Below are 18,381 nucleotides of genomic sequence, written 5' to 3'. Positions count from 1 at the left end.
GGTCGGGGCCGGGGTACTCGACTGGCAGGTCAAGACGCGCAGCGGGTTCGTGATGGAGGCGGTCGGCGGGGACGACTTCCGGGTCACGGCCAAGGTGGGGCCGGTGAAGGTTGTTGAGCCGGTTCGAGTGGTCGAGGTGGTGGACGAGTCAAGGCGGCGGGGGTTCGCGTACGGGACTCTGGTCGGGCATCCGGTCAGTGGGGAGGAAGCCTTCATCGCCCATCGGTCGGCGGATGGGCGGGTGTGGCTGACTATCAGGTCGCTGACCCGGCCGGCCAGGGGTGCCTGGCGTTGGGTGTTTCCGGTGTTGTTGGTGGCTCAGCGGATCTATCGGCGGCGGTATCTGCGGTCATTCGGGGCGGGCCGGTAGCGCGGGCACCGAGGCTGAGATGGCGGTGCCGGCGCCGGGCTCGGACTCGATGTCGAGGTGGCCGGCCAGGCGTTGGACGCGCTGGCGCATGCCGGTGAGGCCGAAGCCGCCGTCGGTGGAGCCGGGGGCGCGCCTGATGTCCGGGTCGAAGCCGATGCCGTCGTCTCGTACGTCCAAAGTCAGTTGGTCTTCCATGTACGAGAGGGTCAGGGCCACGCGGGTGGCCTGGGCGTGTTTGGCCACGTTGGCCAAAGCCTCCTGGGCGGCTCGCAGCAGGGCTACCTCGACGTCGGCGTGCATGGGGCGAGGGTCGCCGGTGACGGTCAGCGTCGCGTCTATGTCGTAGACCTGGGACCAGCGGCGGGCCACGTCGGTGATCGCCTCGGGGAGGTGGGCCTTGGCCAGCGCGTCGGGCTCGACGGCGTGGACCGTGCGGCGGGCCTCGGTCAGGCTGTCGCGGGCCAGGTTGATCGCGTTCGTGACGTGGCGGTGGGTGCTCGGCGGGCCCTCAAGCGTCTGCTGGGCGGCCTGGAGCTGGGTGAGGATGCCGGTGAGGCCCTGAGCCAGGGTGTCGTGGATCTCGCGGGCCATCCGCTGGCGTTCGTCGAGCACGCCGGCCTCCCGCGCCTGCACCAGCAGCTGGGCGTGCAGGCCGGCGTTCTCCTCCAGCGCCGCCTCGACCTTGGCGTTGGCCTCGTGCAGCTCGGCGAGCGCCTGCTTCTGGCGTACGTTGCGCTGGTCGGCCATGTCGATCAGGTACGACGATCCCCAGGCCAGCACCGTGCTGATCAGGCTGATGGCGAGCCAGGCCCACCAGAAGCCGTCTCTGATGGTGGCGATCCCGCCCAGGTAGGACACCGCCGTGATCATCGACGTGGCGGCCGCGCCGGCATAGCGCCAGCGCCCCCGCAGGTAGTGGAAGGCCTGGGGGTAGCCGATGAAGGCGAACAAGCCGTACCAGGGAGCGACCACCACCAGGCCGGCCGCCAGCACCATGAGCACCGCGTAGTACAGGCCCATGAAGGCGGCGTTCCGGTGCAGGGTGTGGAACCACAGCAACCAGACGGCCGCCGCAGCCGACAGTCCCAGGATCACCGCCAGATGCGGCTCGGCATCCCACAACGGCAGCAGCAAGGCCACGAGGGTGCACACCGCCAGCAAGACATACGGCAGAACCCGCAGGGCGGCGGTCTCTTTGCGCTCCCAGCGGTCGAACTCCGCCCGCAACTCAGCCTCGATGCCCACGACCCACTCCAGCGGCACGGCCGCCCACCGGCGACTTCCCGCCATAATGGCACGCCGGCATCGCACGCCGAATCCGATGGGGATCCCGGCCCGTTCCTTATGGTGGGGGCGTGGACGAGCATGTGTTCCTGAGTTATGCGCGTGCTGATCAACGCTATGCGGCCGACCTGGCCGAGCATCTGAACGATCGTGGGCTCAAGGTCTGGTATGACCACGAGATTCCCGCCGGCAGCCGGTGGGATCAATTGCTCGAGAAGAGAATCGTCGAATGCGCCGCGATGCTGGTCGTGGTGACGGAAAAGACGGAGTCCTCGAACTGGGTCGCGCGCGAGCTCACCCTCGCCGAGAGAACGGGCAAGGTCATCGTGCCGTTGCTGCGCTCCGGTCAGATGTGGTGGAGGCTCGACAGCACCCAGTACATCGACGTCAGGGACGGCCATCTTCCCGATGAGGCAGCGGTGCGAAACGCGATAGAAGCCAACCGGTCCGACCGCGACGGCCGCCCGCAGACTCGAGCGCCCTCCACTATGCCGCATCGGTCGCGGAAGCGACGAGGATGGTGGATCGCCGGCCTTGCCACCTGCGTTGTGGCAGCGACCGCGACCGCCGTCGTGCTGCTCAATCCGGATGATCCCGAGGCGTCGCCCGACATCCCGTTTGAACTCGGTGAGCTTCAGGCCCACGGCGATACCTGTGTCGAAGCGCGCTCCTTCGAACGCCGAGCCGAGGGAGCCATTGTTCTGCTTCCCTGCACTCACGCCGCGAACCAGTACGTGAACGCCATCAAGTCCGGCGACTCGGTGTCGTACAAACTGAAGTTCAAGGATGAGGATCGCTGCCTGGTCGCCTTGACCAGCGAACTGGTCGGAACCGAGATCTGCGCGGCGGCCGCGACCTGGCGCTTCAGCAACATCGATCGAGGCGACAGCAAGACCAGCTCGTGGGAGATCAGATACACCGGCGTGAAAGAACAGCAGTGCCTCACGCTGCCGACCGTCGGGCCCGCGCCGCGCGTCCTGACGATGACCGAGTGCGGAAAGATCGCCAACACACAACGATGGTGGATCGACCATCCCGCACGATAGTCAGGGCGGCGGCAGCGGTCGCAGGTCGGCGTCGGGGCGCCACCAGCGGGAGTCGCCGCCGTAGTAGATGTCGGCGGCCCAGAAGTCGGCGTCCTCGTGGTAGACGATGCTCGAACCCACGATCCGGGAGTAGGCGTCGGTGGCCGGCCACTGGCGGTTGACGCAGGCCACCGCCTCGCTGCGGGAGATTTTGTAGCGACCGATCATCACGTCGACAATCTCCTCGCAGAATGCCAAGGCCTCCTGGTCGCCTGCGCAGAGGAAGTCGCCGTGCGAGCGGAACACCTGGTCGCCGGTCATCGTCAGGCCGACTCTCGGTGGTCCCGGAGCAGGAGGCCGGCGCCGCTCGGGCACACTACCCCGTGGCAGGCGCCGCGCCGGACGGTCATGCCGAGCCCGTCCACCGACAGGAACTCGCCGTAGGTCTTCACCAGACCGCGGATCTCGACCGCCTTTCCCACCCCGGGCCCGGCGCTCACCAGTGATTCGTACGGGCGCGAGCCGGCCGGTGCGGAGTTGATGCTGCTTCGTATGACGGCAGCACAACAGTTCAGTTTGATCAAAGTCAATCCTGCGTACTGGCGTGTCACCTTCGCCAACGGGCCGGTGAACCTGATGGACCCGGACACCGTCGACCAGCTCGCCGCGCTCATCGGCGACATCGAGAAAGACCCGGATCTGACGGTCGTGGTGTTCCGCAGCGAAACACCCGGCTATTTCATGGCGCACTGGGACTTCCTCTCCGACGGCGCCCGGGTGGCGGCGATGCGGCCGGGTCCGACCGGCTTGCATCCGTACGTGGACAACTTCATCCGCCTGAGCCGGGTGCCCGTGGCCACGATCGCCGAGATCCGCGGCCGCACCCGGGGCGCCGGCAGCGAGTTCGCCCTGGCCACCGACATCCGGTTCGCATCCGACCGGGCCGTGCTGGGCCAGTTCGAGGTCGGGGTGGGTGCCGTTCCCGGCGGCGGCGCGATGGCCCGGCTGGGCCGCCTGGTCGGGCGCGGACGCGCCCTCGAGATCTTGCTGGGCGGCGACGATCTGGTGGCTGCTCTGGCCGCCGATTACGGGTACGTGAACCGGGTCGTGCCGGATGCCGAGCTCGAGGCATTCACCGACCGGTTCGCCCGGCGGATCGCCGCCTTCGACCGGGTGGCCGTGGCCGGCATCAAGTCGCTGGTCGACGAGGCCACCCTGCCCGCCGACGAGGAGCTGGCAGCGGGCCTCAAGGCGTACTTCTCGACCGCCGGCCGCCCCGAGCACCGCCCGTTCGTGAAGTCCCTGTTCGACCAGGGCCTGCAACAGCCGGACGGCGTGGAGGCCCACCTGGGCGCGGCCGTCGCGAATCGATGAGCGGTAATCTCACGGCGTGCCCCGACTGCGCTGGCCCGACCTGCGGAACGCTCGCGACCTGGGCGGCCTCGCCACCGCCGGCGGCGGCCGGATCCGCGAGCGGGCGCTGATCCGCACCGACAACCACGGCCGGCTCGACGCGGACGGCATCGCCGCCGTCCGGGCCTACGGCGTGAGCCGGGTGGTCGACCTGCGCTGGGAGTGGGAGGCGGCGCGGTACCCGAGCCCGTTGGCCGGCGACGAGCGCTACCGCCTGGTGCCGGCCTGTTTCGACCTGACCGGCGACGAGGACATCCCGGCCGACAGCTACCGGCTCATGCTGGACGCGAGCCGGGAGCGCATGGCCGCCGCCCTCACCGCGATCGCCGAGGCCCCGCCGGGCGGCGTCGTCGTGCACTGTCACGGCGGGCGCGACCGCACCGGCGTGGTCGTGGCCCTGGCGCTGCGCCTGGCGGGCGTACCGGCCGAGGCCGTCGCCGGCGACTACGCGCTCACCGAGGCCAGCCCGGCGGCGACGATGGCCAACACGCTCGCTCACCTCGACGCGAAATACGGCGGCGCCGAGGAGTACCTGATCGGTTCGGGCCTGGCACAGGCCCATCTCACGGCGATCCGCAGCCGGCTCACCTGAGGCTGTCGGGAACGGCCCAGGTCGTTCGTTGGACTGTCAGACAACCGATCAGGGAGGCCATCATGACCGCGACCTACACGTTCGACGTGTTCTGCACGCTCGACGGCTTCGGCTCGTACAACGAGGACGGCGACTGGGGCGGCTTCTGGGGCAAGCAGGGCCCGGAGTTCCTGGAGCGCCGCCTCGCCCAGTACAGCGAGCCTCAGCGCCTGATCCTGGGAGCGAACACGTTCCGGACTTTCCTTCACTTCCTGGGCGGGCTCACCGAGGAATCCCTCGCCGACGACCCCATCAACACCCGGATGAAGTATCTGCCGACGACGGTCGTGTCGAAGACGCTCGAGGACAACGTCGACTGGCCGGACGCCACGATCGCCAGTGGTGACGCCGTCGAGATCGTCGCGCGGCTCAAGAAGGAGTCGGACGTGCCCCTGCGCTCGCACGGCAGCCTCACACTGAACCGGGCCCTGATGGCGGCCGGCCTGGTCGATTTCATTCAGGTGACCGTCTTTCCGGTCATCAGCGGCAAGACCGGCACCGACCCGATCTTCGGGGGCGCCGCCGACTTCGACCTCGACCTGCTCGAGAGCCGCACGCTCGACGGCCGCACCCAGGAACTCGTCTACCGCCCGACTCTCCACTAGATTGACTGGCGTCAATGGATGCTAGCGTGGAGGCGGGTCGGGCATGGATCTGGTGGTGCCGGGTGGACGGGTTCTGAGCTGGGAGGAGTTCGGCGATCCGGCCGGGTTGCCGGTGGTCTTCCTGCACGGCACACCGGGGTCGCGGCTGAGCCGGCCGGACGACAGCGCGCTCGGCGGCATCCGCCTGATCACCATGGACCGGCCCGGCTACGGCCGATCCGATCCGGTGGAACGATCCAGCCTGCTCGGTGTGGCCGACGACGTCGGCGCGCTGACGACCGCGCTGGGCATCGAACGCTTCGGGGTCACCGGGTTCTCCGGCGGGGCGCCGTACGCGCTGGCCTGCGGGGTCCGCCTGGCGTCGCGACTCACCGGCGTGGCCGCGGTCGCGCTGACCGGGCCGTACCGGGAGCTGGGCACAGTCCGCGGCCGGGAGTTGTGGCAGACGTGGAAGATGCGCTACCTGCCCGGCGCCGGCCGCCGCCACGTCACCGAGGCGGCCCAGTGGTACGCCGAGGATCCCCTGCAGCAGCATCGGCGATCACTCGCCGCGGGCACCGACCCGTGGCTGCGGCCCGCCGAGGAGGCCCAGCGCGAGGGCGCCCGGCAGAACGCGGCCGGGCTCATCGGCGACTGGCTCGCCACCGACGTGCACCCGTGGGGCTTCCGGCTGCGGGACGTGCCCGGCCGGGTGCTGATCTGGGCCGGCCGCAAGGATCCGGGCCGGGCGGTGCCGGACGCGCCACTGGTCGCGGCTCAGCTGCCCAACGCCGAGGTACGGATCAGCGAGGACGCGGGCCACACCCCCTCCCCCGCGGACTGGCGGGAGACCTTGGCGTGGTCAGGCGGCGTTCAACGGGACCAGGTCGGCCAGTAGCTCGGGCACGCCCGGCGAAAGGTAGACGTGGCCCATGCCCGGCACGACCTCGAGACGGGCGCCGGGGATGGCAGCGACCAGCGCCTCGGCGTGGGCCAGTGCGTAGATCGGGTCCACGTCGCCGTGGACGACCACCGTCGGGGCGGTGATCTTCGACAGTGGCACGAGCAGATCCGGGGACATCCGCTCGATGAGCCGGCGGTGGTTGGCGGCGGCGGACGGATCGGCGGCCCGGGCCCAGCATCGTTCCAGCATCGCCCGGGTGGCCGGCTCGTCGAACGTACGGACCCCGCCGTTCATAGCCCGGAAGAGGGCCACATCGGATTCGACGCCCGGCGGGCCGCCCTCGTGCTTCAGAGACGACGGCGGCAGCTCGCCCGAGGCCGGGTCGTGGCCCATCGGGCTGGTCGAGAGCAGGGTCAGCGTGCGGACCCGGGACGGCTCGTGCACCCCGAGCCACTGCGCGAGCATCCCGCCCATCGAGCCCCCGACGATGTGGGCCGATTCCACCCCGTACGCGTCGAGCACGGCCACCGCGTCGCCGGCCAGCTCGGTCAGCCCGTACGGATGCCGGTCGTAGTCCACGGAACTGGACCGCCCGGTGTCGCGATGGTCGTAGCGGATCACCTGCGCACCCCGGTCGACCAGGCGCGCCACCAGCGCGTCGGGCATGGTGAGGCCCTGGGCCGAGGAGCCCGCGATCAGCAGCACCGCGGGGGCGGAGGGGTCGCCGGTGCGCTCGGTCCACAGCCGCAGCGGCCCGGAGGGTACGAAGGTCACGCGCAGAAGGTAGCCCGGTCGCGGGGCGGCCGCGACCGGGTTACACCGGTCAGCTGATCGTTATCGCGCCGCTGGACGAGCGAACGCACTGCACCGAACGGGAGGCGGTGACGGCCGCGCCGGCCAGGCACTGGGCCAGCACGCCGTGGCCGGCCGCGTTGGGGTGCCACGACTCCTGGCAGGTCTGGAAGTACGTCACGCACGAGTTGGCGATGCGCTGGATGGCGATCTTGTCGTAGCCGGACAGGTCGGTCAGGAAGGTTCCGGTCGGGCCGTCCTGCAGGCGGATCGGGGTGGCCAGGGCGTTGCCGGGGCTGCCCGTGCGCTCGCAGAGCCGGGCGCCGTCGAAGGCGCGCTGCACGTTCAGATACACCAGATCGTCGTTCGGGAACTCGGATCGCAGCGACGCGTGCACTCCCGAGACGAGCGTGCCGAGCCTGGCCGAGAACAGGTGGCCGGCGGCGAGGCTGGCCCGGTGGATCGGGCAGCCGGCCCGATAGCGTTCGGCCCCGAGCGCCCGGAACTTGTCGCGGTCGTCGGCGCGCCCGTCCTCTTCCCAGAGGCTGCTCTCGAGGTCGGTCGGCAGCGGATTCGTGTAGTCCTGGAAGACCACGCGGTGCACGCCGTCGGCGTCGATCTGGTCGAGCGTTCGCAGAATTTCCCGTACGGCGGAAAGCGTCTCGGTCTGGGCGGCGCTCAGTTGGGCGGCGGTGGCCAGATCGCCGGCGGCGCACGGGGCCTGCGGAACCGGCCCGCCGATGTAGGCCCAGAACTCCCACCACCCCGTCCAGGCGTCGGCCACGAACTGGTTGGCACACTTCACGGCCACATCGCCAAATGTGAACTGGCTGTTGTTGGAGCCCAGCCCGATCAGCACCAGGTCGATGTCGTGCGTGCGGCCCACCGCGCGCAACTGGTCGAGCTGCGAGGCGACCGTGCGGCCCTTCTCGCGGGCGTTCGACGCGTTGACGATGTCCGCCGGCTGCCCGCCCGAGCAGGCCAGATTGAACCTGTCCTGGATGCCGGGCAGGGATGCCCGCAGCAGCGACGCGTTGGCCGAGCGGTGGCAGAAGAAGGCGTTGCTGTTGGCCGCCGACCAGCCCGGGAAGGCCTGGGCCTGCCCGTTCACGTCGGTGACAGGCTGATAGGCGCCGGCGCCCTCGCCGCTGATGAAGCTGTCGCCGAGCGCGACGGCGGCGGTGGGCAGGGCGGCCTGAGCCGGGACGGCGGTGGCGGTGAGGGCGGTCAGGGCGAGAACGACGGGCACGGCGAGTCGACGCCACAGGGACAAGGCGGCCTCCACGGAACGAGGGGGGAACCCCGATCCGATCATCCAGTTCGGACCTCGTCAATGTGTCGGCGATGTTTCTTCACACGTGCGAACAAAGGGGGTGCGACGAGCGCGAGCAGCACGACGGCCCACAGGATCACGGTCAGCGGCGACGAGACCAGCGTCGACCAGTCGCCCTCGGAGAGCGCCAGCGCCCGCCGCAGCTGCTGCTCGGCCAGCGGCGCCAGGATGAGGCCCACGACGGCCGGCGCCACCGGCACCCCGGCTTCTCGCATGAGCAGGCCGACCAACCCGAGCACCGTGAGCACGATCAGGTCGGCGATCGTCCCGCCGGCCGCGAAGGCGCCCAGGCACGCGAAGACCAGAACACCGGCATAGATCCCGTACGCCGGGATGGCCAGCAGCCGCACCCAGACCTTGGCCAGCGGCAGGTTCAGCACGAGCAGCAGCACGTTGCCGATGTAGAGGCTCGCGATCAGCGCCCACACCAGATCGCCGGACTCGCTGAACAGCTGCGGGCCGGGCTGCAACCCGTACGACTGGAACGCGGTCAGGATGACGGCCGCCGTGGCCGAGGTGGGCAGCCCGATCGTCAGCAGCGGCACCAGAACGCCGGCCGCCGCCGCGTTGTTGGCCGCCTCGGGCCCGGCCACGCCCTCGATCGCGCCCCGCCCGAACTGCTCGGGACGCTTGGAGAGCCGCTTCTCGATGCTGTAGCTGAGGAACGTGGGCACGTCGGCGCCACCCGCGGGCAGGCTGCCGATCGGGAACCCGAGAGCGGTGCCGCGCAGCCAGGCCGGCCACGACCGGCGGAAGTCGTCGCGGGAGAGCATCGGCTGGCCCCGCAACGGTTCCACGCGGCTGTCGCCGGTGCCGGCCAGCAGGTGCGCGAACGTCTCGCCCAGCGCGAACAGCGCCACCACCACGATCACCACGTCGATGCCGTCGAACAGCGAGGGCAGGCCGAACGCGAGCCGGGCCTGGCCGGTCTGGGTGTCGATGCCGACCAGGCCGATGGTGGCCCCGATGACCAGGCCGGCCGCGCCCTTGAGCAGGCTCGGGCCGAGCAGGGCGCTGACCGTCACGAAGGCGACCGCCATCAGGGCCACGTATTCCGGTGGTCCGAAGTGGATCGCGATGTCGGCCACCAGCGGCGCGGCGGCCGAAAGCGCGATGGTGCCGATCGTCCCCGCCACGAAACTGCCGATCGCGGCCGTGGCGAGCGCGGCCGCGCCCCGGCCGGCTCGAGCCATTTTGTTGCCTTCGAGCGCGGTGGCCACCGACGCGCTCTCGCCGGGAGTGTTGAGCAGGATCGAGGTCGTCGAACCGCCGTACATGCCGCCGTAGTAGATGCCGGCGAACATGATGAGCGCGGCCGCGGGCTCGAGCCGGAACGTGACGGGCAGCAGCAGTGCCACCGTCAGCGCGGGGCCGATGCCGGGCAGGACGCCGACGGCGGTGCCGATGGTCACCCCGATGAACGCCCACAACAGGTTGCCCGGGGTGAGCGCGTCCGCGAAACCGCTGAGCAGGTCTCCCACGTCAGAACCCCCACGGCCCGGTGGGCAGCGAGAGCCCGATCAGCACGTCGAACACCAGGAACACGACGATCGCCAACGTCCAGCCGTATGCGAGCACGCGGGCCGGATGCGGCGCCCCCAGAAGCAGTGCGGCCCCGACGAACAAGCCGGCGCTACTCACGACGTACCCCATAATCGGCAGCAGCAGGGCGAAGGCGATCAGCACGACCACCAGCGCGGCCAGGCGCCACAGATTCCGTTTCGGACCCTGCGCCGTACGCAGGAAGTGGCGTGACTGAAAGGCCAGAGCGCCACCGATGACCGCCAGCAGGATGCCGAGCAGCGTCGGGGCGGCGGCCGGCCCCAGCGTCTCGTCGGAATCCCGCAGGCGGGCCGCATCGATCAGCACGACGATCCCGGCCAGAACCATCAGGACGCCGAGCGCACCGGCCGCCCGGGCCTCGCGGTGCGCCAGCTCGGGAGTCTCCGGGAGCGGGCGGCCCTCCTCGATGTCGGTCATGCCAGACCCATCTTGACCAGCACGTCCGTCACCGTTCGGCGCTCGCCCGCGATGTACTGCTCGAACTGGTCGCCGGTCATGGTGGCGTCGAGCCAGCCCCGCCGTTGCAGGGTTTCCTTCCAGGCCTCGGTACGGGTCATGCGTACCAGAAGGTCTTCGAGCTGCCGCTCGTCGGCGGCGCTGATGCCGGGCGGCGCGACCACCCCACGCCAGTTCGCAAGCTCCACGTCGACCCCCTGCTCCTTGAGGGTGGGCACGTCGGGCAGGGTGGGCAGCCGCTGCGGGCTCGAGACGGCGACCGGGCGGATGGTGCCCGCCTTGATCTGGCCCTCCAGCTCCGAGACACCGGAGACGCCGGCGGTCGCGCGCCCGGAGAGCAGCGTGGACAGCGCCTCGCCGCCGCCGGAGTGGGCCACGTAATTGACCTCGGCCGGATCCGCGCCGACCGCGTCGGCCACCAGCCCGGCCAGGATCTGCTCGATGCCGCCGGCCGAGCCACCGGCCCAGCTCACCTTGCCGACGTCGTCCTTCATGGCGTTCACCAGGTCGGCCATGTTCTTCACGGGCGAATCGGCCGGCACCACGATCACCTCGTAGTCGGTGAGCAGCCGGGCCAGCGGCGTCGTCCGGTCGAGGGCCACCGGCGAGTCGTTGCTCTCGATCGCGCCCACCATGACCAGGCCCATGACCATGAGCTGGGTCGGGTCGCCCTCGTGGCTGACGAACTGGCTGAGCCCGATCGTGCCACCGGCCCCGGCCACGTTGTAGACCTCGGTGCGGCCGGCCTCGGTGCGCAGGGCCGCCTGCATCTCGCGGGCCGTCTGATCCCAGCCGCCACCCGGGGCAGCCGGGGCCATCAGCCGCAGCTGCCGCCCGTTCAGGAAGCCCGCGTCGTCGTCCCCGCCCCACACCAGCGAGGCGATGAGCAGCAGCGTCGCCACCCCGGCAGCCACGAAGGGCCCCGCGGCGGCCGGTCGCCAGGAGTACCGCATCGGTCCTCACCACGCTTTCGTGACGTTCCGCCCGACACTCCCCATAGATTCAGCTACCTGGATCTTTTAGTCAATCGCCACTTCGCCCGTCGAACGGCGTCATGATCGACACTTCACGCAACCGGGCGAGGTCCGCGGCCGGCGTCAGCTCCACGGAGTCCGCCCCGGTCGCCTTGGTGGCCGCGGCCCGCCCGACGGTGACGGCGCCGAGGTGGTCGTCCCGCTGCGCCGGATCTGAGACGACAACCCGATTGCCTTCGTAGATCTCCATCTTGTCGCCGGCCGGGATGCGCTCCATGACCAGCTTTCCGCCGGCGCCCCGGACGGACCCGGGCACATTGCTGATGTTGGTGTGGGCCGGGATCGTGAAGCCGGCGCTGGTGATCAGGGCGATGGTGGCCTCGCCGCGGCCGACTTCGGACACCCGTCCGACCAGACCGTCGGCCACAACAGCGAGCTGTCCCGGCCGTACCGCTTGGGCTCCCGGGATTGCCACGACAATCTGGTCGCCGCTGCGACGAACCACTTTCCCCCGTACGCCTCGAGCGTCGCCGTCCGCGCCGCCATCGCCGGGCACGGCGAACGCCGTACGCCACCGGGCGAAGAGTTTCGCCGGCCGGACCAGACCGGTGACGGTGGTCGTCTCGGCGGTCGCGCCCGGGGCCGCCTCGACGACGAAACGCCCCTTGGCCCGGTCGGGGTCGCCGCGCATCTCGTCGTCGACAGTGGTCGTCGACACGCGGACGGTCGAGACGCCCGGCATGGCGACGGCGATGGCGTAGGTGTCCCAGAAGCCGTCGCCCGCCCGGCCCGCCGGCCCGGTCAGCCGCGGGCTGACCAGGCTGACCACCCGGGTCGTGACCGGGTCGGGCGCCGGCCGGTCGACCCGCAGCCGCAGGGCGTCGCCGGCGGTCCGGTCGCTCGTGAAGAAGGCCAGCCGCGGCGAGTTCCGCTGGTCGTAGCCCTGCAGAACGACGACCGAGTGCAGCAGCTGATCACGGGCCGCGACCAAGGCTCGGACGGCGGTGTGCGGCCCGGCCGAGTTCCAGACGCCGGTCGCCTCCCGCAGCAGATCGGCATCCACCTCGCCCACGGCGGGCCAGCCCAGGAAAGGGCCGTCCGGCGGTGACGCCGTCAGTTGCGGTGCCGGGCCGAAAGCGACCAGCCGGAGGGTCGTCACGACGAGCGCCAGGCACACTGCGGCCGCCGCCGCTCCCGCGAACCGCCGCCGGGCCCGCAGCCGGCGTGCTCGCCGCAGAACCTGGCCCTCGTAGCCGTCGGTGGGCCGCACCGGCTCGGCCAACTCGGCCAGACTGTCGTGCAACTCGGTGGGACTAGGCATAGCGCACCTCGTTCTCGGCCGCCGCGCCGGGCTCGACCCACTGCCTGCGCAGGGTTTGCAGGCCGCGGGAGGAAAGACTCTTGACCGTGCCCACCGAGCAGCCCAGAACTCTGGCCGCGTCCTGCTCCGACAGGTCCTCGTAGAAGCGGAGCACGACCGCCGCGCGCTGCCGGGCCGGCAACGCGTCCAGCGCCCGGCGCAGCCAGTCGCGCTGGTCCACCGCCGCGTACTCGTCCGGGGCCGGGCCCTCGATCAGCCGGCCCAGGGGCTGCTCCCACCACGAGCGGCGCCGCCGCCAGCTCACGAACGTGTTGATCAAGATCCGGCGCACGTAGTGGTCGACGTTCTCCGAGCGCTGCAGCCGGGGCCAGGCCACCACCGTCTTGGCCAGCGTCGCCTGGACCAGGTCCTCCGCTCGGCCGCGGTCGCCGCAGAGCAGATAGGCCGTGCGCAGCAGCGGGCCGTAGCGGGCCCGCACGAAGGCCGTCACCTCCTCGTCCGCGCTTGATCTCTTTCTCACGGGAAGTACATACGCCCCGGGATCGGACGAAGGTTGCCGCGGCGGGCGAATTTATGCCGATGGCTGAGGGGCCGGTTTGGGTTCGGTGGCGTGGGCGCGGCAGGATCGGGGGTGTGGGCGGGGACGGGGACTCGGCGTCGCGGCTGCGGGTGACGCTGCTGGGGGCCTTCGAGGTGAGCTGCGGCGGGGCCGTGGTCGCCGTTCCTGGTGCGCGCGTAAGGGCGCTGCTGGTGCGGCTCGCGCTGGCGGGTGGGCGGGTGGTCGACTCGGCGAGCCTGGTCGACGCGGTATGGGCCGACGGGCGTCCGGGTGAGCCGGGGAACGCGCTGCAGTCGCTGGTGTCGCGGCTGCGCAAGATGCTCGGGTCGGGCGGCGCGGTGGCGCAGGTCGAGGGCGGCTACCGGCTCGAGGTGGCCGAGAACGACGTCGACTCGCTGCGCTTCGAACGGCTGGCCGCCTGGGGGCGCCACCGGCTGCAGGCGGGCGACCCGGCGACGGCGGCCAAGCTGCTGAGCGAGGCAGTCGGTCTTTGGGCCGAGCCGGTGGCCGTGGCCGCGGTGGCGCCGACCGCCGCGACCAGGCTCCGGAACACCTGGCTGGAGGCGGTGGCCGACCTGGCCGAGGCCGAACTCGCGCTGGGCCGGGCGGCCGACGCGGGGGCCCGGCTCACGGCGTTGCTCGCCGAGGAACCGGTCGACGAGCGGGCCGCGGCCCTGCTGATGGACGCGCTCGCGGCCCAGGGGCGGCAGGCCGAGGCGCTGGGCGTCTACGAGTCGACCCGGGAGGTCCTGGCCGACCGGCTCGGCGTCGACCCCGGGACGGCCTTGAGCGAACGCCATCTGCGCCTCCTGCGCTCCCCCGCCGCGACCGCGCCGACGCCGGCCGCGCCGGGCCGCCCGCCGAGCAATCTGCCCGCGCCGCTCACCAGTTTCGTCGGGCGGGACGACGACCTGGCCCGGATCGACACGCTGCTCGCGGCCGGGCGGCTCGTCACCATCGTCGGGCCGGGCGGAGCCGGTAAGACGCGGCTGTCGATCGAGGCCGGGCGGCGCCGCCGGCACGAGTACCGGGACGGCACCTGGCTGATCGATCTGGCCGCGGTCACCGAGCCCGCCAAGGTCGGCGCGGCCCTGCTCACCGCGGCCGGGCTGCGCGGGTCGGCGCTGTTCGAGCCGTCGGCCCGTCTGCAGGCGTTCGGCGAGGAGCTGGACGTGCTGGTCGAGCAGCTGGGCGGCCGGGAGTGCCTGCTCATCGCGGACAACTGCGAGCATCTGATCGACGCCGTGGCCCATCTGCTCGCCGCGCTGCTGCCGCGGTGCCCGGGGCTGCGCGTGCTGGCCACCAGTCGTGAGCCGCTGGCCGTCGACGGGGAGGCGCTGGTTCCGCTCGGGCCGTTGACTCTGCCTGCGCCCGGCGACGATCTCGCGCAAGTTCGGCGTACGGCGTCAATTCACCTTTTCGTCGAGCGGGCCGCAGCCGTTCGCCCCGGATTCGACGTCGACGAGACCACCCTCGGCGACGTGACCCGGATCGTCCGGGCGCTCGACGGCATGCCGCTGGCCCTGGAGCTGGCCGCGGCCCGCCTGCGTACGCTCTCGCTGGCCGAGCTGACGGCCGGCCTCTCCGACCGGTTCCGCCTGCTCACCACCGGAAGCCGCACGGCCAGCCCACGCCACCGCACGCTGCGCGCGGTCATCGCCTGGAGCTGGGAGCTGCTGAGCGACGACGAACGCACGGTGGCCGAGCGCGTCTCCGTGCTGCCCGGCGGGGTCACCGCGGCGACGGCGGCCGCGGTCTGCGCCGGCACGTCCGTCTCCCCGGCCGAGATTCCGGAACTGCTCGGCGCGCTGGTCGACAAGTCGTTGCTGCAGCTCGCACCGGAGCCCGGCCGCTACCGGATGCTGGAAACCCTTCGCGAGTACGGGATCGAGCGGCTGGCCGAGGCGGGCCGGCTGACCGCCGTACGGGGAATGGCCGCGCACCACCTCGCCGCCCTCACCGCCCGCCTCGAGCCCGAGCTGCGCGACCACCGCCAGATCGACGCCCTGCGCGAATTGAATGCCGAGTACGACAACGTGCTCGCCGCCCTGCGCCACCTGTGCGACATCGGCAACGGCGCCGGCGCGGTCGCCCTGGCCATGAACCTGGCCTGGTACTGGCAGATGTTCGGCCGGCACACCGACGCCACCTACTGGCTCGCCGAAGCCCTGGCCGCGCCCGCGAGCGGTCCCTCGCTGGCCCGCGACTGCGCCGAAGCGGTGCTGCTGCTCAACCGGGTCGGCGCGCGTTCCTCCATGACGCCGGAGGCGGTCGAGAAGAGCGAGGCGGAGCTGCGCGCCCTGGCCGACCGCCTGCTCGCCTACCCCGCGCTGCCCGGCCTGGCCGGCGCGCTGACCGCGCTGGCCCTGTTCTTCCTGCAGGAGGACGAGGCGTCGATGGCCGTCATCAACCGGCTGACCACGGGCGACGACGTCTGGCTGGCCGGGCTGGCCCAGCTTTTCCGGGCCCAGTTCGCCGAGAACGAGGGCGACGTCGAGCAGATGGCCGTCCATCTGACCGCCGCGCTGAAGTGTTTCGTGAGCGTCGGCGACCGCTGGGGGCAGGCGACCTCGCTGCCCATGCGGGCCCTGCTGCGGCAGTACGACGGCGACCCGGAGGGCGCGCTGGCCGACCTCAACCGGGCCCGCTCGCTGGCCCGCCAGTTCGGGTCGCTCAGCATCAACGACGAGCTGTTCATCGACCTGCGCTGGATCGACCTGCAGATGCGCCAGGGCAACGACGAGCAGGCCATCGCCATGCTCGTCTCGCTGCGGGAGAGGGCTCAGCAGGGCGCCGCGCCGGAGATGCTGGTGCTGCTCAACGCGCTGGAGAGCGGCATCTGGGTGCGCCACGGCGACCTGGAGCGGGCCCGCGTGCTCATCGACCTGGCCGAGGCCGAGATGGCGGCCGACCCGCTGTTCGCCGGCGACCACGGCCGGGCCATCGCCGGCAGCGTGCGGGCGTCGCTCAACCTGGCCCTGGGCGACCTGGCCGGCGCGCACCGGGCCCTCGCCGGCGCCTACACGGCCGCCGTGGAGAGCCGGGACAAGCCGATTCTGGCTCTCGTGGCGGTGACCGCGGCCGGCCTCGCCGAGCGCCAGGGCAGCCCGCGGGAGGCGGCCCGGCTGCTCGGCGCCGCAGCCCGGCTGCGCGGCAGCCACGACCACGGCGACCCGCAGGTGCGGGCCCTGAGCACACGGGCCCAGGCGGCCCTGGGCGAGGCGGGCTTCTCCGACGCGTACGGGAAAGGTTTCAACCTGGACGGCCAGACCGCTGCCGTCCAGGTCGATCCGGCCTTCCTGGGCCGCGAGATTCAGGCCCGCCGCGCGTAGGCGCGCAGGGCCAGCGGCACGAAGACCACCAGCAGGCCGGCCATCCAGGCCAGGGTGATCGTCAGGTTGTGCGCCACCGGGCCGCCGACCAGCAGTCCGCGGATCGTCGAGACCAGCGGGGTGATCGGGTTGACGTGGACGAACGCCTGCAGCCAGCCCGGCAGCGTGTTGGTCTGCACGAACACGTTGCTGCCGAACGAGAGCGGGAAGATCAGCAGGAACATCACGCCCTGGACGGCGCCCGGGGTGCGCACGAGCATGCCGACCCACACCGAGATCCAGCAGAAGCACAGCCCGAACCCGATGGACAGCGCGACCGCGGCCACCGCCGGCACGAAGCCGGTCTCGACCCGGAAGCCCATCAGCGTGCCGAAGCCCAGCATGAACACGCACACGGTCAGATAGCGCACGACGTCGGCCGAGACCGCGCCGACCAGCGGCGCCGACCGGGCCACGGGCAGCGAGCGGAAGCGGTCGAACACGCCCTTCTCGATGTCGGCGTTCAGGTTCTGGCCGAGCGCGATGCCGCCCAGCGCCAGCGACTGGGCCAGCAGACCCGGCAGCAGGAACTGCAGGTAGGCGCCGCGGTCACCGGCGCCGATGGCCCCGCCGAACAGATAGGTGAACAGCAGCAGGAAGATGACCGGCTGCACGGTCACGTCGATGAGGGCTTCCGGCGTACGGATGGTCTTGATCAGACTTCGCCGGGCCAGCGCCACACTGTGGCGCACTAACGCAGCTAGCGCGCCGCCGCGTGGACGGTCGATGTCGCCGGTGAAGCCGCGGGTGGGGACGTCGAGGGTGGTCATACGAGCTCGTTCTCCTTCTGGGTCTCGGGGGCGCCTTCGGTGAGGGCGTGGAACACCTCGTCGAGGCTGGGCAGGTGCAGGCCGAAGTCGACGACCTCGACACCGGCGCGGCGCAGGGCCGGCACGGCCTCGTCGAGCGCCAGGTCGCTGGTCACGGGCACGCTGACCGCGCCGGGACGGGCGCCCGCAGCGGTCTCGGCCGAGGCATTGGTGCCGGGGGCGGCCACCGCGTCGAGCACGCGAAGCGTCTCCGGCACCTTGGCCGGGTCGGCCGGGCGCACGCTCAGGGTGAGGCCGCCGACGCGGCGCTTGAGCCCGTCCGGAGTGTCGTGGGCGATCACCTTGCCGTGGTTGATCACCACGATCTCGTCGGCCAGGGCGTCCGCCTCCTCCAGGTACTGCGTGGTCAGCAGGACGCTCGAACCCTGGGTGACCTGGGTGCGCACGACGCCCCACATGTCCTCGCGCTTGGCCGGGTCGAGGCCGGTGGTCGGCTCGTCGAGGAAGATCACCTCGGGGTGGCCGACCAGGCTGGCCGCCAGGTCGAGCCGGCGCCGCATGCCGCCGGAGTAGGTCTTGGCCATCCGGCCCGCCGCCTCGGTGAGGTCGAACCACTCGAGCAGCTCGGCCGCGCGCTTCTTGGCGTCGCGGGTCGTCAGGTCGAGCAGCTGGCCGATCAGCACCAGGTTCTGGGTGCCGGTCAGGTCCTCGTCGACGCTGGCGTACTGGCCGGTGAGGCCGATCCGGCGGCGCACGCGGGCCGGCTCCTTGAGCACGTCGATGCCGGCCACCTCGGCGCTGCCCTCGTCCGGCCGCAGCAGGGTGGCCAGAACTCGTACGGCTGTGGTCTTGCCGGCGCCGTTCGGCCCGAGCACGCCGAGCACGGTGCCACGGCGCATCGCGAGGTCCACCCCGTCGAGTGCCTGTGTCTTGCCGAAGCGCTTGCGGAGTCCCTCCGCACGCACCACGAGGTCACTCATGTCACTTTCCTCCCGTCGCGAGCAGCGCCGTGTGGCGCCGGCTCTCGGGAA

Annotated in this window: 19 protein-coding genes; 7 read left to right on the top strand and 12 right to left on the bottom strand. The window is 71.6% G+C overall.

The annotated features are described in order from the left end of the window. On the top strand, positions 1–370 hold a 370-nt coding region (locus tag OWR29_RS46735), incomplete at its 5' end, for a DUF1990 family protein (protein WP_267570166.1). Here the strand turns inward: OWR29_RS46735 and OWR29_RS46730 are convergent. Then, positions 350–1,660 carry a sensor histidine kinase gene (locus OWR29_RS46730; protein ID WP_267570165.1) on the bottom strand — a complete coding sequence of 437 codons (1,311 nt, stop codon included), beginning with the start codon at positions 1,658–1,660 and terminating at the stop codon, positions 350–352. The two genes, OWR29_RS46735 and OWR29_RS46730, sit on opposite strands and share 21 nt — an antisense overlap. A gap of 65 nt (positions 1,661–1,725) precedes the next feature. Between OWR29_RS46730 and OWR29_RS46725 the strand changes: the two genes are divergently transcribed. Continuing rightward, positions 1,726–2,700 (top strand): toll/interleukin-1 receptor domain-containing protein, encoded by a 975-nt coding sequence (locus tag OWR29_RS46725; protein ID WP_267570164.1) that lies wholly within the window; start codon positions 1,726–1,728, stop codon positions 2,698–2,700. Here OWR29_RS46725 and OWR29_RS46720 read toward each other — a convergent pair whose 3' ends face one another. After that, complete coding sequence (locus OWR29_RS46720; protein ID WP_267570163.1) at positions 2,701–3,000, bottom strand: hypothetical protein; 300 nt, start codon at positions 2,998–3,000, stop codon at positions 2,701–2,703. A 2-nt stretch (positions 3,001–3,002) separates the two neighbouring features. Further along, positions 3,003–3,179, bottom strand: coding sequence for a hypothetical protein (locus tag OWR29_RS46715; protein ID WP_267570162.1), 177 nt, complete (start codon positions 3,177–3,179; stop codon positions 3,003–3,005). 52 nt (positions 3,180–3,231) lie between these two features. Between OWR29_RS46715 and OWR29_RS46710 the strand changes: the two genes are divergently transcribed. The 4 genes from OWR29_RS46710 to OWR29_RS46695 all read left to right on the top strand — a co-directional run bounded on the left by OWR29_RS46710 (position 3,232) and on the right by OWR29_RS46695 (position 6,205). Continuing rightward, positions 3,232–4,053, top strand: a complete 822-nt coding sequence (locus OWR29_RS46710) for an enoyl-CoA hydratase/isomerase family protein (protein ID WP_267570161.1) — start codon at positions 3,232–3,234, stop codon at positions 4,051–4,053. A 16-nt stretch (positions 4,054–4,069) separates the two neighbouring features. Beyond that, positions 4,070–4,684 (top strand): tyrosine-protein phosphatase, encoded by a 615-nt coding sequence (locus OWR29_RS46705; protein WP_267570160.1) that lies wholly within the window; start codon positions 4,070–4,072, stop codon positions 4,682–4,684. A gap of 62 nt (positions 4,685–4,746) precedes the next feature. After that, positions 4,747–5,328, top strand: a complete 582-nt coding sequence (locus tag OWR29_RS46700; protein ID WP_267570159.1) for a dihydrofolate reductase family protein — start codon at positions 4,747–4,749, stop codon at positions 5,326–5,328. A 43-nt stretch (positions 5,329–5,371) separates the two neighbouring features. Beyond that, entirely contained in the window at positions 5,372–6,205 is an 834-nt protein-coding gene (locus tag OWR29_RS46695; RefSeq protein WP_267570158.1) for an alpha/beta fold hydrolase, read from the top strand. Here the strand turns inward: OWR29_RS46695 and OWR29_RS46690 are convergent. The 7 genes from OWR29_RS46690 to OWR29_RS46660 all read right to left on the bottom strand — a co-directional run bounded on the left by OWR29_RS46690 (position 6,170) and on the right by OWR29_RS46660 (position 13,170). After that, on the bottom strand, positions 6,170–6,985 hold the full coding sequence (locus OWR29_RS46690; protein ID WP_267570157.1) for an alpha/beta fold hydrolase: 816 nt from the start codon (positions 6,983–6,985) through the stop codon (positions 6,170–6,172). The two genes, OWR29_RS46695 and OWR29_RS46690, sit on opposite strands and share 36 nt — an antisense overlap. 49 nt (positions 6,986–7,034) lie before the next feature. Next, entirely contained in the window at positions 7,035–8,318 is a 1,284-nt protein-coding gene (locus OWR29_RS46685) for an SGNH/GDSL hydrolase family protein (RefSeq protein WP_267570156.1), read from the bottom strand. Then, entirely contained in the window at positions 8,315–9,817 is a 1,503-nt protein-coding gene (locus OWR29_RS46680; RefSeq protein WP_267570155.1) for a tripartite tricarboxylate transporter permease, read from the bottom strand. The genes OWR29_RS46685 and OWR29_RS46680 overlap by 4 nt, the downstream gene beginning before the upstream one ends. Position 9,818: 1 nt before the next feature. Then, positions 9,819–10,316 carry a tripartite tricarboxylate transporter TctB family protein gene (locus OWR29_RS46675; RefSeq protein WP_267570154.1) on the bottom strand — a complete coding sequence of 166 codons (498 nt, stop codon included), beginning with the start codon at positions 10,314–10,316 and terminating at the stop codon, positions 9,819–9,821. Next, on the bottom strand, positions 10,313–11,308 hold the full coding sequence (locus tag OWR29_RS46670) for a Bug family tripartite tricarboxylate transporter substrate binding protein (protein ID WP_267570153.1): 996 nt from the start codon (positions 11,306–11,308) through the stop codon (positions 10,313–10,315). Before OWR29_RS46670 ends, OWR29_RS46675 begins: the two co-directional genes overlap by 4 nt. A 70-nt stretch (positions 11,309–11,378) precedes the next feature. Then, positions 11,379–12,650, bottom strand: coding sequence for a rod shape-determining protein MreC (locus OWR29_RS46665; RefSeq protein WP_267570152.1), 1,272 nt, complete (start codon positions 12,648–12,650; stop codon positions 11,379–11,381). Next, positions 12,643–13,170 carry a SigE family RNA polymerase sigma factor gene (locus OWR29_RS46660; protein WP_267570151.1) on the bottom strand — a complete coding sequence of 176 codons (528 nt, stop codon included), beginning with the start codon at positions 13,168–13,170 and terminating at the stop codon, positions 12,643–12,645. Before OWR29_RS46660 ends, OWR29_RS46665 begins: the two co-directional genes overlap by 8 nt. A gap of 113 nt (positions 13,171–13,283) precedes the next feature. On the opposite strand from OWR29_RS46660, the gene OWR29_RS46655 reads away from it, so the two are divergent. After that, on the top strand, positions 13,284–16,541 hold the full coding sequence (locus tag OWR29_RS46655) for an ATP-binding protein (RefSeq protein ID WP_267570150.1): 3,258 nt from the start codon (positions 13,284–13,286) through the stop codon (positions 16,539–16,541). Here OWR29_RS46655 and OWR29_RS46650 read toward each other — a convergent pair. Together OWR29_RS46650 and OWR29_RS46645 are read right to left on the bottom strand one after the other, a co-directional pair. Next, complete coding sequence (locus tag OWR29_RS46650; RefSeq protein ID WP_267570149.1) at positions 16,523–17,350, bottom strand: ABC transporter permease; 828 nt, start codon at positions 17,348–17,350, stop codon at positions 16,523–16,525. The two genes, OWR29_RS46655 and OWR29_RS46650, sit on opposite strands and share 19 nt — an antisense overlap. Next, positions 17,347–18,330 carry an ATP-binding cassette domain-containing protein gene (locus OWR29_RS46645; protein ID WP_267570148.1) on the bottom strand — a complete coding sequence of 328 codons (984 nt, stop codon included), beginning with the start codon at positions 18,328–18,330 and terminating at the stop codon, positions 17,347–17,349. Before OWR29_RS46645 ends, OWR29_RS46650 begins: the two co-directional genes overlap by 4 nt. Positions 18,331–18,381 lie beyond the last annotated feature (51 nt).

This window comes from Paractinoplanes pyxinae (genome assembly GCF_026626335.1).
GTDB classification, from domain to species: domain Bacteria; phylum Actinomycetota; class Actinomycetes; order Mycobacteriales; family Micromonosporaceae; genus Actinoplanes; species Actinoplanes pyxinae.
Note: the sequence above shows the minus strand (reverse complement) of the source record. Positions and strands in the feature narration are given on the sequence as shown.

What these genes read in the sequence shown, in the direction of transcription:
- OWR29_RS46665 (WP_267570152.1), bottom strand. Translation starts at nt 12,650, where the DNA reads ATGCCTAGTCCCACCGAGTTGCACGACAGTCTGGCCGAGTTGGCCGAG.
- OWR29_RS46700 (WP_267570159.1), top strand. Translation starts at nt 4,747, where the DNA reads ATGACCGCGACCTACACGTTCGACGTGTTCTGCACGCTCGACGGCTTC.
- OWR29_RS46675 (WP_267570154.1), bottom strand. Translation starts at nt 10,316, where the DNA reads ATGACCGACATCGAGGAGGGCCGCCCGCTCCCGGAGACTCCCGAGCTG.
- OWR29_RS46645 (WP_267570148.1), bottom strand. Translation starts at nt 18,330, where the DNA reads ATGAGTGACCTCGTGGTGCGTGCGGAGGGACTCCGCAAGCGCTTCGGC.
- OWR29_RS46710 (WP_267570161.1), top strand. Translation starts at nt 3,232, where the DNA reads ATGACGGCAGCACAACAGTTCAGTTTGATCAAAGTCAATCCTGCGTAC.
- OWR29_RS46730 (WP_267570165.1), bottom strand. Translation starts at nt 1,660, where the DNA reads ATGGCGGGAAGTCGCCGGTGGGCGGCCGTGCCGCTGGAGTGGGTCGTG.
- OWR29_RS46685 (WP_267570156.1), bottom strand. Translation starts at nt 8,318, where the DNA reads ATGATCGGATCGGGGTTCCCCCCTCGTTCCGTGGAGGCCGCCTTGTCC.
- OWR29_RS46720 (WP_267570163.1), bottom strand. Translation starts at nt 3,000, where the DNA reads ATGACCGGCGACCAGGTGTTCCGCTCGCACGGCGACTTCCTCTGCGCA.
- OWR29_RS46695 (WP_267570158.1), top strand. Translation starts at nt 5,372, where the DNA reads ATGGATCTGGTGGTGCCGGGTGGACGGGTTCTGAGCTGGGAGGAGTTC.
- OWR29_RS46670 (WP_267570153.1), bottom strand. Translation starts at nt 11,308, where the DNA reads ATGCGGTACTCCTGGCGACCGGCCGCCGCGGGGCCCTTCGTGGCTGCC.
- OWR29_RS46650 (WP_267570149.1), bottom strand. Translation starts at nt 17,350, where the DNA reads ATGACCACCCTCGACGTCCCCACCCGCGGCTTCACCGGCGACATCGAC.